Origin of the sequence: Kitasatospora sp. NPDC085879, assembly GCF_040686255.1 — a bacterium.
In the GTDB taxonomy this organism is placed as follows: Bacteria; Actinomycetota; Actinomycetes; order Streptomycetales; family Streptomycetaceae; genus Kitasatospora.
Genome location: NZ_JBFBJZ010000058.1, coordinates 23,057 through 35,120 on the forward strand (window position 1 = coordinate 23,057; position 12,064 = coordinate 35,120).

Below are 12,064 nucleotides of genomic sequence, written 5' to 3' on the forward strand. Positions count from 1 at the left end.
GGAGTTCCCTTCTCACAGGTGCGGGCTCAGGCGGGCGGGGGAGCCGGACAGGCGGCGCTGCGCGACCAGCACGGCGTCGTGGACGGTGACGGGCCGGCCCTCGCGGTCCTCGGCGGGGCGCGGGCGGGTCTGCGCCGACCGCACCCGCCAGTCGGCCGGATCCAGGTCGGCGGCGATCTCCTCGGCGGTGAAGAGCATCTCCGGCAGCAGCCGCGGACCGCCGCCACCGGCCAGGTCGCGGGGGTGGTGACCGGTGATGAGCAGGGTGCCGCCAGGTGCCACCGCGGCGGCCAGCCCCGCGAACAGCGCGGGCCGCACCGCGGCCGGCACATGCAGATACTGGGCGGTGACGAGGTCGAAGCCGGCGACGGCGGGCGGCTGTTCGGCCAGATCGGCGCGGAGCCAGGTGATGCGGCCGACGAGCCGCGGATCGGCGTCGGCCCGGGCGGCGGCCCGCTGCAGGGCGGTGTCCGCGAGGTCGGCGGCGGTGACCCGCCAGCCACGCCGGGCGAGCCAGAGCGCGTCGGCGCCCTCGCCGCTGCCCGCGTCCAGGGCCCGGCCAGGGGCCAGGTCGGCCGCCTCGGCGAGGAGTTGCGGATTGGGGCGGCCGCTCCAGAGCGCCGGGCGGGCCCGGTACCGCTCCTCCCACGCCTCCCGGCCGAAGGGGTTCTCGTACTGCGCCGGGTCGGCCGTCGGACCGGGCGGGACGTTCGTCTCGTTCATGGCCCCGAGACTGGCTCCGGCCCCGGCGGAGCGGCAACATTCGTTGCCATTTCCGGGACGGACGCGGTGGAATGGGTCGCATGGACCACACACCCGCCGTCGCCGCGGCCCTCGCCGAGGTCGGCCCGCGGCTGCGCCGCCTGCGCACGCAGCGGGGCGTCTCGCTCGCCGGCCTCGCCGAGGCCACCGGCATCTCCAAGTCCACGCTGTCCCGCCTGGAGTCGGGCCAGCGGAGGCCCAGCCTGGAGCTGCTGCTGCCGATCGCGCAGGCCCACCACGTGGCACTGGACGAGCTGGTCGGCGCGCCCGAGACCGGCGACCCCCGGGTCCGGCTGAAGCCCCGGCAGGTCAACGGCCGGACCGTCCTGCCGCTGACCAGGCAGCCCGGCTCGCTGCAGGCCTGGAAGGTGATCGTCCCTGCCGCGCAGAGCGAGCCGGACTTCCGAGTCCACGAGGGCTACGAGTGGCTCTACGTGCTCTCGGGGCGGCTGCGGCTGGTGATCGGCGACCGCGACGTCGTCCTCGGCACCGGCGAGGCCGCCGAGTTCGACACCCGGCTGCCGCACTGGTTCGGCAGCACCGGGGAGCACCCCGTGGAGATCCTCAGCATCCTCGGCCGCCAGGGCGAGCGGATGCACGTCCGGGCCCGCCCGCACCGCGCCGGCCCCGACGGCGGGACCGGCCACGGCGGCGGGACCGGCCACGGCGGGCACTGACCGCGGTGGCGGAGGTCACGCGCTCCAGGTGCGGGTGCACAGGACGAGGCGGTAGCCGTCCGGGTCGGCGACCGTCACGCCGTACTCGTCCCAGTAGGGGTTGTGGGCCGGCACCCGGTCGCCGCCGTGGGCGGTGAGCCGGTCGACCAGGGACTCGTCCACGGGGGCACCGAGGTAGAGGACGAGGAGGTCGTCCGCGGTCGGTGCGGGCGGCACGGGCCGCTCGGGGTCGCGGGTGAGCTCCAGGTGCCAGTCCGCGCCGGGCAGGCCGACCATGAGGAGGTCGTGCTCGCCGGGGACGTGCTCGGTGGTGCGCCACAGCACCCGCATGCCGAGCCCGTCCACGTAGAACCGCTCGGCGGCGGCGAGGTCCAGCGAGGGGCGGGCGAGCCGGATACGGATCTTCGGGTCGATCACGCCGAGCGCTCCAGGGCCGCACGCCAGACCGGGCTGTCGACGTAGTGGTTGTCGTACTGCTCCGAGGAGGCGGCGATCTCGGCCGGGTCCGCCTCGCCGCGCATCACCCGCCCGAGCAGCCGCAGGTAGTCGAAGCGGCCCATGCCGGGGGTGAAGACGAACAGTACGTCCGCCTGCTCGCCGGGGGCGGCGGCGAAGGCGTGCGGGGTGTGCGGCGGAACGGCCAGGAAGTCGCCCGCGCCGAGGACGCTGACCTCCTCGCCGACCAGCACCTGCAGGGACCCGCTGATCACGAAGAAGAGCTCCCACGCCCTGGTGTGGAAGTGGGCCGGCGCGCCCACCGCGCCCTTGGCGAAGGTGGAGCGGTAGCTGGTGAAGCCGCCCGCGGTATCGGCCGAGTCGGCCAGCAGGGTCATCACGCTGCTCGGGTCCGCGCAGGTCTCCGCGTCGGCGCACCGGGTGAGCACGGGAAGGGCGGGCTGCGGGGTCTGCGGGGCCTGCACTGCGGTGTTCTGATCCGTCGTCATGATGATCACTGTAGTCCACAAAGGCCTGCTGATCCGGGGCATTTGACGGTCAGAATCATGGGCCAATCACGGGCGGGCGCGAGGCGTCGCCGCACCGTCCGGCGACGCCCGGGTCTGGTCGGAGCGGTCCTCTCAGGACGGTGCCCGTGGTGAAGCCGTTGCCCGCGAGGTAGGTGATGGCCTGTGCGACGTCCTCGGGGGTGCCGATCCGGCCGACCGGGAGGGCGGCCGCGACGCCCGCGAAGAAGGCTGCGCGGTCGGCCTCCGGCGCGCCGTTGACCGCGGCGAGCCCGGCCGAGCCGGGCAGGGCGGCCCGGGCGGAGGCGGCGGTGACGAAGGTTGACCGAGCCGTCCCGCCGGAGCAGCGGCAGCGCCGCCCGCAGGTCGTCCTCGGTCAGCTCGACGACGGTCACCGGCCGGCCGGCCGATCCGTTCGGCCGCGGCGTCGAGGCGGGCCTTGGAACCGCCGGTGACGACGACGTCCGCCGCTGCCGGCGCATGAACGGTGGGGGACCGCCACCGGCTACCAGACGACCGGCAGCTCGTGCACGCCGTACACCACCATGTCGGCGCGGTAGCGCACCTCTTCGTACGGGACGGCCAGGCGCAGGCCGGGCAGCCGGCGGAACAGCGTCTCCAGGGCGATCTGCAGCTCGGCCCGGGCCAGCGGCTGGCCCAGGCACTGGTGCACGCCGAAGCCGAAGGCGACGTGGCGGCGGGCGTCCCGGCCGAGGTCGAGGCGGTCGCCGTCCGGGAAGAGCCGCTCGTCGCGGTTGGCGGTCGACACCATGCACAGCACGCCCTCGCCGGCCCGGACCAGGGTGCCGCCCAGTTCGACGTCCTCGACCGCGACCCGGGGCACGCCGAGGTGCACGACGCTGAGCCAGCGCAGCAACTCCTCGACCGCGCCCTTGACCAGGCCCGGCTCGGCGCGCAGTCGGGCCGCCTGCTCCGGGTGGCGCAGCAGGGCGAGGGTGCCGAGCGCCGTCATGTTCGCCGTGGTCTCGTGCCCGGCGACGAGCAGCAGCACGCCCATCGCCGCGGCCTCGTCCGGCGTGATGTCGGGACGGGCGGCGAGCCGGCCGAGCAGGCTGTCGTCCGGCTCGCGGCGCTTGCGGTCGGTCAGCTCGGCCAGGTAGCCGTTGAGTTCGCGCTGTGCGGCGCCGACGAGCTCGGCGGGCGCGGCGAGGTCCAGCAGGGCGCTGCTGCAGCTCTGGAAGAAGCCGTGGTCCTCGTAGGGCACGCCGAGCAGGTGGCAGATCACCAGCGAGGGCACCGGCAGCGCGAACGTGCCGACCAGGTCGGCCGGGGAGCCCGCGGCGATCATCCCGTCCAGGGCGTCGTCCACGATCCGCTGGATCGACGGGCGCATCGCCTCCACCCGCTTCACGATGAAGTCCCCGGTGAGCATCCGTCGTTGGCGGAGGTGTTCGGCGCCGTCCAGCCGCAGGAAGCTCGGAGTCGCGCGGTTCACCAGCTCCCGGCGGCCGGGGGAGAGGAACGGGAAGCCGGGGTGCCGGGCGTCGGCCGAGAAGCGCTGGTCCGCGAGGACCGCGCGGACCTCGGCGTGGCCGGTGACCAGCCAGCACGAGGTGCCGTCCCACAGTTCGGCCCGGCTCACGGCCGCGGAGCGGAGCGCCTCCCCGTAGACGGGCGGCGGGGCGAACGGGCAACCGGCGGCGCGGGCGGCGGGGAGGGTCGGTCCGGTGGTGCGGTGCGGGGTGGTGGTCATGCCGGTCCTTCCATGTGGGGGATGGCGGTCACTCGCCGAGCACGGTGATGGCATTGCCGGGGCAGAGGGCGGCGGCGAGCCGGACGGCGGCGCGCTGGTCGCCGTCCGGACCGGGGTGGAGCAGCCGGACGAGCCCGTCCTCGTCCGACTGGTCGAAGACCGCGGGGGCGGTCAGGACACACTGCCCCGAACCGCAGCACCGGTCCTGATCGACGGTCACCTGCATCACGCACCTCCACAGGGGCGGGGACGGTTGCCTCAGTCAACCGATAGCACGCCAACCAACGCCGTGAGTGCGTACCCGGAGAACTTTCGAGACGTGTCCGAATCCGTGCACCCGCTTTCGGCCGACCCGGACCGCGACCCGGCGGGCGGCATCACGTTTCGGCGGATGTTTCGTTCCCGGAGTGATCGCAACAGCGTCGACAGCCTGCGGATATGAGCGCCCTCGTTTCGATGCCGGGCCATTCACCCGCGCGGCCCGAGTGAAAACCGCGCGCGGTAGCCGACCATGGCCGGGCACAATCCGGGCATGCCCCAGCACGCCGATCTTTCGCAGACGACCGACGACACCCGCGCCGTGCTCGAACGTCTCGACACCGCCGTCCGCACCGGGGAGCTCGTCCGCATCCGCCGGCACATCCGCGGCGCGGACCGCATCGAAGGCTTCGTCGTCGCCGTCGGCCCCGCCTGGACCCTGCTCGCCCCCTGCGCGGACACCCGACTCGACGGCTGGACGGCCGTGCGGACCGCCGACATCGCCACGGTGCGCCACCGCGGCGACGAGACCTGCCTGACCGTCAGAGCACTGCGTCGTCGCGGCCGGTGGCCGGTCCGCCCACCCGCACCCGAGGTCCCGCTGGGCGAGCTGCCCGACCTGGTGGCCGCCGCCTGCCGCGGCTTCGGGCTGGTCGCCCTCCACCTGGAACGGCACCGGACCGACACCTGCTGGATCGGCGCCCTCACCGAGGTCCGCCGCAAGTCGCTGGGCCTCCACGAGGTCGACCCGGCTGCGCGGTGGCACCGAAGCCCGACGAAATTCCGCTTCAAGGACATCACCCGCGTCGACTTCGGCGGCCACTACGAACAGACCCTCGACGAGTTCGCCGGTCCGCGCCCCGGAGCCGAACCCCTCGGCGAGCCTTCTTCGTGAGGGCCCAGGCCGGCGACAGGGGCCCGGTGGCTGAATACCCGGATGGATCGTGACGCGATTCGGGCGCTGCTGACGGACGAGGGCCGTGAACTGCTGACGGTGCTGCAGGAACGCGAACCGGCCGACGTGCCGGCGACGGCCGCCCGGTTCCGGCAGGCACTGCCCGCCGCCGTGGTGGACACGGCGGTCGAGCAGGTGGGGTTGCGGGCGGCAGGCCTCGGCGAGGTCATGGTGATCACCGCAGAGCTTGATCGACTTCTGAAACGCGCGACCGCTGTCAGCTCGCGATCCGTGCTCCAGGCCACAGTCCGGAGATCGTGGCCGATCGCACGGCCGCCGCGCCACTCCATTCCGGCGCGGCGGCCGTCGGCGGTCAGCGGCCGCGGAGCACCGCGCCCAGGACGGCGGGCCGGAACAGTGCGGTGGGCGGTGCCACCAGGGACAGCACCTCGTGGAAGGCCGCGGTGACCACCGGGTTCCGGGCAGCCCCGGCCAGTACCCGGTCCAGGAAGCGGTGTTGGGCGCGCAGCAGCAGGCCCGACGGGCCGCCCGTGGTGGCGGCGAACCGGACGTCCTCGGTGGAGGACATCACCCACGGGTTCTTCGACGCGGCCGCGAGCGCGCGTCGGGCGTCCCGGGCCGCCGGATGGCCGATCCCGCCGTGCCGCAGCACGGTGCGGCGCAGCTCCGCTGCACCCAGCACGGCGACGGTGACGCCCTGGCCGTACACCGGGTTGAAGGTGCAGGCGGCGTCGCCGATCGCCACCAGCCCCTCCGGCGACCGGCGCTCGTAGTGCCGACGGACACCCGGGCCGGGTACGAAGCCCCGGACCTCGCCGGCCGGTTCGGCGCCGGCCAGCGCCTCGCGGATGCTCGGGTCGCGCAGCTTCGCCAGGTGTGCGGCGAACCCGGCCTCGCCGGGCGCGGGTTCGGCGCCGCGCATACCGGCCAGGCTGACGATCCAGCGGTCGCCCTCGACCGGCAGCAGCACGCCGAGATGTGGCGCGTCGGGCGCCCTGGTCTGCAGGTAGATCGCCGAGCAGCCGAGGTCGGCCCCGGCCGGCCGGTGGAACAGCCGGGAGCTGTAGGCGACACCCGCGTCGACCCGCTCTGCCGGGACGGGGCGGCAGCCGAGCGCCCGCAGCCAGTCGGCAGTGGCCGTGGAGCGTCCGGCTGCATCGACCACCAGTTCGGCGGCCAGCTCGCGGACGTCGCCCCGGTCGGCGCCGCGTCCGCGCACCCGGACCCCGGTCACCGCCCGCGCCGTGCCCAGCAGTCCGACCGCCTCGGTGCCCTCCAGGAACTCGATCGACGGCTCGGTGCGGACCCGCTCCAGCACCGCCCGGTCCAGCACCGGGCGGGTGCAGGAGAGGAAGGCCAGCGGGGAGTCGTACTCGGCCATCCAGCCGGCGGAGCTCAGCCAGCGCAGGTCCCCGGAGACGGCCACCCGCACCGCCCCCGCCGCCGCCAACTCCTGCCGGATGCCCGGCATCAGCTCGTCCAGCATCCGATGCCCGGCCTCCAGGACGAGATGCGCGTGCCGCCCCTGCGGCAGTCCGGCGCGGAACTCCGCCCCCGCCGGGTAGCGGTCGCGCTCCACCACGACGATCCGCTCGGCCGCTCCGCGCAGTGCCCAGGCCGCCAGCACCCCGGCGAGCCCGCCACCGATCACCACCGCGACACCCCGAGCGGGGGCCCTCTCCGAGACAGTCATGGCACGAAGCGTAGCCGTGCGGCCGTACCCCTGAGACCGGCGCACCGGAGCGAACCCGGCGCACCGGCAGTGCTCCTGACGGTCCGTCCGGCGATTGAGGGGCTTCCGCCCGACGGGAGAACGGCCGACGGTTCGAGCAAGTACCGGCTACCGTGGCGGACCGACCAACCGACCAACCGACCACGGACCGGACGACGGAAGGACGCGCATGGCCGACGGGGAACAGATCGACATGGCACGCAGTCAGGTCTTCGGCGAGGCGGCCGACCTGTACGACAGAGGCCGACCCGGCTATGCGGACGCCCTCGTCACCGAGGTACTGGAGTACGCGGCGCTCGACGGCCGCCCCGCCCTGGAGATCGGCGCGGGCACCGGCAAGGCCACCGCGCTGCTCGCCGCCCGCGGCACCGAGCTGGAGTGCGTCGAGCCCGACCCGCGGATGGCCGCCGTCCTGCGTCGCAACACCGCCGCCCACCCGGGCGTCCGGGTCCGGGTCTGCACCTTCGAGGAGTGGGATCCCGAGGGCCGCCGCTTCGGGCTCGTCCTGGCGGCCACCTGCTGGCACTGGCTCGACCCGGACCGGCGCCGGGACGGTGTGCACGCCGCGCTGGTACCGGGCGGCGCGGTCGCGCTGTGCTGGAACCCGCAGGGCGTCCGCGATCCGCGCCTGCACGCGGCCCTGGCCGAGGTGGACCGCCGGCACGGCCTCGACGACACCCCGCACGGCGTCCTCGCCTCCCACTACGGCGAACTGCCCGGCGACTGGGTGGGCCTGCCCGGCTGGCCCGAGGACGAACTCCGCCGGGACGGCCGCTTCACCGACCTGCGCACCCGCCGCTTCCGCGAGGAACTCCACTACGGCACCGACCGCTACCTCGCCCACCTCGCCTCGCTCTCCCGCTACCGGATCCTGCCCGCGGACCGGCGCGAGCAGGCCCTCTCCGACACCGCCCGGGTCCTCGACGCGCACGGCGGCGGCATCACCATGGGCCACCTGAGCGACCTCCTGCTCGCCCGCGCCCGGTGACGACAGCCCGGTGACGACAGCCCGGTGACGGCACCCGGGGCGGGCCCGAACGCCCGCCCGGGTGTCGGGAGGGGAATCCGCGTGGTCGATCTGCGGACCGGAACCGTCGGCCGCGAGCGTGCCGGCGAGGCGTTCTCGCACGGTCAGGCGTGGAAGCGGATGCGGACGATGAGGGCGTCCTCGGCGAGCGTGTCGAGGTAGCGGTCGGCGAAGTCGAAGTACGTGTTGCCGACGAGAGCATCCGGGTCGGTGGACCGCGCGGTGCCGTCGAGCCACCTGCCGTCGAGGGTGAGCAGCACGTTGGTCGGCACCACGCGGGAGACCCACCGCCGCACGTACTGCTCGCGACTGCCCGCGTAGCGGGCGACCGGATCGACCACCCGCGCCCACGTGGGGGCCTGTTCGCCGTCCCGCGCCCGCAGGGCTGTCACAGCCCGGATGACCGGCTGTTCGTAGAAGGCCGCCCGTCCGGCCCGGCCGTCCGAGGCCTGCTCGATCACGGCGGGTTCCGACAGGGCCGGGTGGTGGTCGGCGCTGAAGGCGGTCCAGCCGTCCCAGTCGGCGCCGAGCGCCTCCGCCACCGGCACCCGATCGAGGTCCAGGTCGAGCAGGCCGCGCGGCCCGCCGTCGCACCGGTCCGCCGGCTGCGGCGGCCGCGCGGTGCCGTCCAACCAGAACGGGTGGCGCACCAGTCGCGGATCGTCCTCGTGACCGGTGCGGACGGGCAGGCCGTGCGGGCCGTCACCTCCGAAGATGTGCCACCAGTCCCACTCGCCCTGCCAAGTGCCGTCCGGCGCCGGCTGGGCGTCGTACCAGAACGGGGCCATCGCGACGGACAGCGCCTGCGGCACGTCGTCAGGATCGGTGGGTGGCAGGCAGACCGTGAGCATGTCCCTCGCCATGGGCTCGCTTTCATCGGTGGCGGCCCAATGGCCCGGACCGGCGCAGCGTAGTGGGACGCGACCCGGACAGCGAGGCGATATCGATGCGTCGACGGTCGCGAAAGGCGGGTCAGGCCTGCGGCCGGCTCGGTCGGCGGGTCGGCATGCCGCCGTGCGGGCTGTTGACCACCAGCGGCAGCGACCCTTCGGCGAGGTAGAAGTGGCCGGGGAAGTAGTCGATGTGGAGGTGCCCTCCGTCACCGGCGCACGCCATCTCCCGCAGGTTCTCCGCGAGTCCGGCCCGGCCGGCGGAGTCTCCGCTGATCACGAGGGTCCGCCCTGCGGAGTCCAGGTGGAGCAGGACGCCGGGGCCGGGAGTCGTCCGGACCTCGACCCCGGCCAGCTCGTGGTCGCGCGGGGGAGTGGTGGCACCGAGCAGCCCCTCGCCGTCGGCCACCGCTCCGGCCAGGCGGCGCAGTTCCTCCGCCGTGGCAGTGAGGTCGATTTCGCCGTACAGGGGGTCGGAGACAAGTCGCACGGGCAGCACTCCTTCGCGATCGGACCCCCATGATGCCGGGCACTCCACGGCACGTGGTCATCCGGTGCGGTCGGTGCCGCGCAGGAGGGAGGTAGACGGCGGCCGCGACGGTGAGGAGGCCGGCCAGGGCGATGGCGCGGCCGGTGCCGACGGCCTGGACCTGCTGGTAGGCAGCGGTGATGGCGTCGCGGGTGGCCTGGTCCACCGAGGAGAGGATGCTGGAGGCGAGCTGCGAGTCGGTGACGGCGTTGCCCAGGTCCCGGGCAACCGAGTCCGAGAGCCCGGCCGCCTTCGCCCGGTCGACGGCCTGGTTGGTCTCCACCGCCTGCTGGACGGCCACCATCACCGCGACGCCGAAGGCGCCGCCCAGCATGCTGGTGACCTTGAACATGCCGGAGGCGGTACCCGCCAGTTCCTTCGGCGGCCCGGCCACCGCCGTATCGGAGAGCGGGATCGACATCAGCCCGAGGCCCGCGCCGAGCACGAGCAGGCCGAGGGCGAGCACCGGAGGTCCGGCAGGGACACCGACAGGTCCTTGGCGATGGTCGGGACGGCGACCCCGAAGTCGGCGAACGACAGTCAGACCGAGTCGGCCCGCGACGCACATGCCGGTCAGGGCCCGCCAGCGGTGCTCGGAGTAGCCGCGTGCTGCACCGGTCGAAGCATCCATGGGCCGACTCCCGTTCGGGCCGGCCGGCGGTCGGGCGGACCACGCCACTGTCCGCGCCGGAGCCGTCCGCCGTCGCGCGACACCCGCAGGGGACGGCGCCGCGTCACCCGAACGGCATGCCGCACGGGCGCCGGTCGCCGTCCCCGCCGGTCGCGTCCGGCTCAGACCAGGCAGCCGAGGTGGGCCAGCGCCCGGTTCAGCAGCACCTCGTGACCGCCCGGCATCTCCTGCTGCACCACCGCCGAGGCGGCCTCCTGCGGGGTGAACCAGACCAGGTCGAGCGCGTCCTGCCGCGGTCTGCAGTCGCCTGCCACCGGCACCACGTACGCCAGCGAGACGGCGTGCTGCCGCGGGTCGTGGAAGGAGGTGACGCCCTGGGTGGGGAAGTACTCGGCGACCGTGAACGGCTGCAGCGAGGCCGGGATCCGGGGCAGGGCCACCGGGCCGAGGTCCTTCTCGAGGTGCCGCAGCAGCGCGTCGCGGATGCGCTCGTGGTGCAGCACCCGGCCGGAGACCAGCGTGCGGCTGACCGTGCCGTCCGGCCCGATGCGCAGCAGCAGCCCGATCTCGGTGACCTCGCCGGTGTCGTCGACGCGCACCGGCACCGCCTCCACGTACAGGATCGGCAGCCGCGCGCGGGCCGCCTCCAGCTCCTCGGGCGCGAGCCAGCCAGGCACGGTTTCCGTCATGTCAGCCATTGCCCGATCGTACGGTCCGCAGCCCGCCCGCGGGATCATCCTGTGGGCGGGCCGACGAACTCTGCGTGTCGTCCGGCCGATCTGACCGGCGGTCAGGCCCGTGCGGAGCGGCGCCGGGTGCGGAAGGCCAGGTAGCCGGTCAGGGCGCCCAGCGTCACGCACAGCGGCGAGTACAACTGCAGGTCCCAGTGCCGGAACTCGGCCGGGGCGTCGGCCAGCCGCAGTCCGGAGACCAGCAGGCCGCCGACGCCGCGTACCGCCAGCACCCCGGAGACCGTCCACACCCCGGACCGCACCAGCCGCGAGCCGGAGAGCCGGCTCTCCGGCCGGGCCGCGGTGACGACCAGCCAGGCCGCGGCGCCCAGCAGCCCCGCGACCGCGACCGTCGCCGGGCCGGACGGCAGCTGTGACTCCTCCACCCCCACCACCGCGGCCGCGAACTCGGCCCGCGAGCCGAGCGGCCAGGGCGAGAACGCCCAGACCGCGTGCAGCGCACCCGCCGCGGCCAGCCCCGTGGCCGCCGCGACCGCGGCCGCCCGCGCCCCGGCGCCGACCTGCGCGCGCTCACCCTCCACCGTGCCGAACAGCCACTGCCTGGTGTCCACCGTGCCACCCCCACACTCGTCGAGACAGATCCGTACACCACTGTACGGATGTTCCGTACAGTACTGTACGGAACATGGCCAAGGGGAGAGTCACCAAGGACGACTGGACGATGGCGGCGCTGCGCGCACTCGCCCGCGGGGGCGTCGCGGCCGTCGCGGTCGACGTGCTCGCCAAGGAGCTCGGCGTCACCCGGGGCAGCTTCTACTGGCACTTCGACAACCGCGAGGCGCTGCTCGTGGCGGCCCTGGAGACCTGGGAGCTGCGCGCCACCACCGAGATCGTCGAGGCCGTCCGGGAGCTGCCCGACCCCCTGGCCCGGGGCAGGGCCCTGCTCACCGAGGCCCTGGGCAGCGAGAAGATCGCCGGACTCGAACCCGCCCTCGTCGCGCAGACCGCGCACCCGGCCGTCGCCGCCGTCGTCACCCGGGTCACCCGCGCCCGGCTCGCCTTCCTCGCCGAGATCTTCTCCGACCTCGGTCTCGGCCCGCAGGACGCCCGCCACCGCGCCCTCGCCGCCTACGCCGCCTACCTCGGCTGGCTGGAACTGCGCCGCACCGCCCCGGAGCCGGCCCCGGAGGCCCAGCCGGACGACACCGGCGCACCGGCCGCCCTGGACCACCTCGTCGACATGATCCTCGCACCGGTCAGTTCCTGACCTGATG

14 protein-coding genes are annotated in these 12,064 nt (G+C 74.5%); 4 read left to right on the forward strand and 10 right to left on the reverse strand.

Annotation, left to right across the window (positions count from 1 at the left end; translation table 11 throughout):
* Positions 1-12: 12 nt before the first annotated feature.
* Positions 13-723 carry a class I SAM-dependent methyltransferase gene (locus tag AB0P35_RS32125; RefSeq protein WP_363517945.1) on the reverse strand — a complete coding sequence of 237 codons (711 nt, stop codon included), beginning with the start codon at positions 721-723 and terminating at the stop codon, positions 13-15.
* Between the two features lie 80 nt (positions 724-803).
* On the opposite strand from AB0P35_RS32125, the gene AB0P35_RS32130 reads away from it, so the two are divergent.
* Positions 804-1,439: an XRE family transcriptional regulator gene (locus AB0P35_RS32130; RefSeq protein ID WP_363517947.1), complete on the forward strand. Its 636-nt coding sequence runs from the start codon at positions 804-806 to the stop codon at positions 1,437-1,439.
* 15 nt (positions 1,440-1,454) lie between these two features.
* On the opposite strand, the gene AB0P35_RS32135 is transcribed toward AB0P35_RS32130, so the two are convergent.
* From AB0P35_RS32135 to AB0P35_RS32150, 4 genes are all read right to left on the reverse strand, one after another.
* Positions 1,455-1,856: a VOC family protein gene (locus AB0P35_RS32135; RefSeq protein WP_363517949.1), complete on the reverse strand. Its 402-nt coding sequence runs from the start codon at positions 1,854-1,856 to the stop codon at positions 1,455-1,457.
* On the reverse strand, positions 1,853-2,383 hold the full coding sequence (locus AB0P35_RS32140; protein ID WP_363517951.1) for a cupin domain-containing protein: 531 nt from the start codon (positions 2,381-2,383) through the stop codon (positions 1,853-1,855). The genes AB0P35_RS32135 and AB0P35_RS32140 overlap by 4 nt, the downstream gene beginning before the upstream one ends.
* 523 nt (positions 2,384-2,906) lie before the next feature.
* On the reverse strand, positions 2,907-4,115 hold the full coding sequence (locus AB0P35_RS32145) for a cytochrome P450 (protein ID WP_363517953.1): 1,209 nt from the start codon (positions 4,113-4,115) through the stop codon (positions 2,907-2,909).
* Positions 4,116-4,143: 28 nt separating this feature from the next.
* Positions 4,144-4,341 carry a ferredoxin gene (locus AB0P35_RS32150; protein WP_363517955.1) on the reverse strand — a complete coding sequence of 66 codons (198 nt, stop codon included), beginning with the start codon at positions 4,339-4,341 and terminating at the stop codon, positions 4,144-4,146.
* A 306-nt stretch (positions 4,342-4,647) separates the two neighbouring features.
* On the opposite strand from AB0P35_RS32150, the gene AB0P35_RS32155 reads away from it, so the two are divergent.
* Positions 4,648-5,268 carry a hypothetical protein gene (locus AB0P35_RS32155; RefSeq protein WP_363517957.1) on the forward strand — a complete coding sequence of 207 codons (621 nt, stop codon included), beginning with the start codon at positions 4,648-4,650 and terminating at the stop codon, positions 5,266-5,268.
* Between the two features lie 373 nt (positions 5,269-5,641).
* Here AB0P35_RS32155 and AB0P35_RS32160 read toward each other — a convergent pair whose 3' ends face one another.
* On the reverse strand, positions 5,642-6,982 hold the full coding sequence (locus AB0P35_RS32160; RefSeq protein ID WP_363517959.1) for an FAD-dependent oxidoreductase: 1,341 nt from the start codon (positions 6,980-6,982) through the stop codon (positions 5,642-5,644).
* A 208-nt stretch (positions 6,983-7,190) separates the two neighbouring features.
* Between AB0P35_RS32160 and AB0P35_RS32165 the strand changes: the two genes are divergently transcribed.
* Positions 7,191-8,009, forward strand: coding sequence for a class I SAM-dependent methyltransferase (locus AB0P35_RS32165; RefSeq protein WP_363517961.1), 819 nt, complete (start codon positions 7,191-7,193; stop codon positions 8,007-8,009).
* Between the two features lie 143 nt (positions 8,010-8,152).
* On the opposite strand, the gene AB0P35_RS32170 is transcribed toward AB0P35_RS32165, so the two are convergent.
* From AB0P35_RS32170 to AB0P35_RS32185, 4 genes are all read right to left on the reverse strand, one after another.
* Positions 8,153-8,911: a hypothetical protein gene (locus AB0P35_RS32170; RefSeq protein ID WP_363517963.1), complete on the reverse strand. Its 759-nt coding sequence runs from the start codon at positions 8,909-8,911 to the stop codon at positions 8,153-8,155.
* Positions 8,912-9,020: 109 nt separating this feature from the next.
* Positions 9,021-9,428 carry a hypothetical protein gene (locus AB0P35_RS32175; RefSeq protein WP_363517965.1) on the reverse strand — a complete coding sequence of 136 codons (408 nt, stop codon included), beginning with the start codon at positions 9,426-9,428 and terminating at the stop codon, positions 9,021-9,023.
* A gap of 831 nt (positions 9,429-10,259) precedes the next feature.
* On the reverse strand, positions 10,260-10,796 hold the full coding sequence (locus AB0P35_RS32180) for an NUDIX hydrolase family protein (RefSeq protein WP_363517967.1): 537 nt from the start codon (positions 10,794-10,796) through the stop codon (positions 10,260-10,262).
* 92 nt (positions 10,797-10,888) lie between these two features.
* Positions 10,889-11,401, reverse strand: a complete 513-nt coding sequence (locus tag AB0P35_RS32185; protein WP_363517969.1) for a DUF3995 domain-containing protein — start codon at positions 11,399-11,401, stop codon at positions 10,889-10,891.
* A gap of 74 nt (positions 11,402-11,475) precedes the next feature.
* Between AB0P35_RS32185 and AB0P35_RS32190 the strand changes: the two genes are divergently transcribed.
* Positions 11,476-12,057 carry a TetR/AcrR family transcriptional regulator gene (locus AB0P35_RS32190; RefSeq protein ID WP_363517971.1) on the forward strand — a complete coding sequence of 194 codons (582 nt, stop codon included), beginning with the start codon at positions 11,476-11,478 and terminating at the stop codon, positions 12,055-12,057.
* Positions 12,058-12,064 lie beyond the last annotated feature (7 nt).

What these genes read in the sequence shown, in the direction of transcription:
- AB0P35_RS32125 (WP_363517945.1), bottom strand. Translation starts at nt 723, where the DNA reads ATGAACGAGACGAACGTCCCGCCCGGTCCGACGGCCGACCCGGCGCAG.
- AB0P35_RS32130 (WP_363517947.1), top strand. Translation starts at nt 804, where the DNA reads ATGGACCACACACCCGCCGTCGCCGCGGCCCTCGCCGAGGTCGGCCCG.
- AB0P35_RS32140 (WP_363517951.1), bottom strand. Translation starts at nt 2,383, where the DNA reads ATGACGACGGATCAGAACACCGCAGTGCAGGCCCCGCAGACCCCGCAG.
- AB0P35_RS32145 (WP_363517953.1), bottom strand. Translation starts at nt 4,115, where the DNA reads ATGACCACCACCCCGCACCGCACCACCGGACCGACCCTCCCCGCCGCC.
- AB0P35_RS32150 (WP_363517955.1), bottom strand. Translation starts at nt 4,341, where the DNA reads ATGCAGGTGACCGTCGATCAGGACCGGTGCTGCGGTTCGGGGCAGTGT.
- AB0P35_RS32155 (WP_363517957.1), top strand. Translation starts at nt 4,648, where the DNA reads ATGCCCCAGCACGCCGATCTTTCGCAGACGACCGACGACACCCGCGCC.
- AB0P35_RS32160 (WP_363517959.1), bottom strand. Translation starts at nt 6,982, where the DNA reads ATGACTGTCTCGGAGAGGGCCCCCGCTCGGGGTGTCGCGGTGGTGATC.
- AB0P35_RS32165 (WP_363517961.1), top strand. Translation starts at nt 7,191, where the DNA reads ATGGCCGACGGGGAACAGATCGACATGGCACGCAGTCAGGTCTTCGGC.
- AB0P35_RS32170 (WP_363517963.1), bottom strand. Translation starts at nt 8,911, where the DNA reads ATGGCGAGGGACATGCTCACGGTCTGCCTGCCACCCACCGATCCTGAC.
- AB0P35_RS32180 (WP_363517967.1), bottom strand. Translation starts at nt 10,796, where the DNA reads ATGGCTGACATGACGGAAACCGTGCCTGGCTGGCTCGCGCCCGAGGAG.
- AB0P35_RS32190 (WP_363517971.1), top strand. Translation starts at nt 11,476, where the DNA reads ATGGCCAAGGGGAGAGTCACCAAGGACGACTGGACGATGGCGGCGCTG.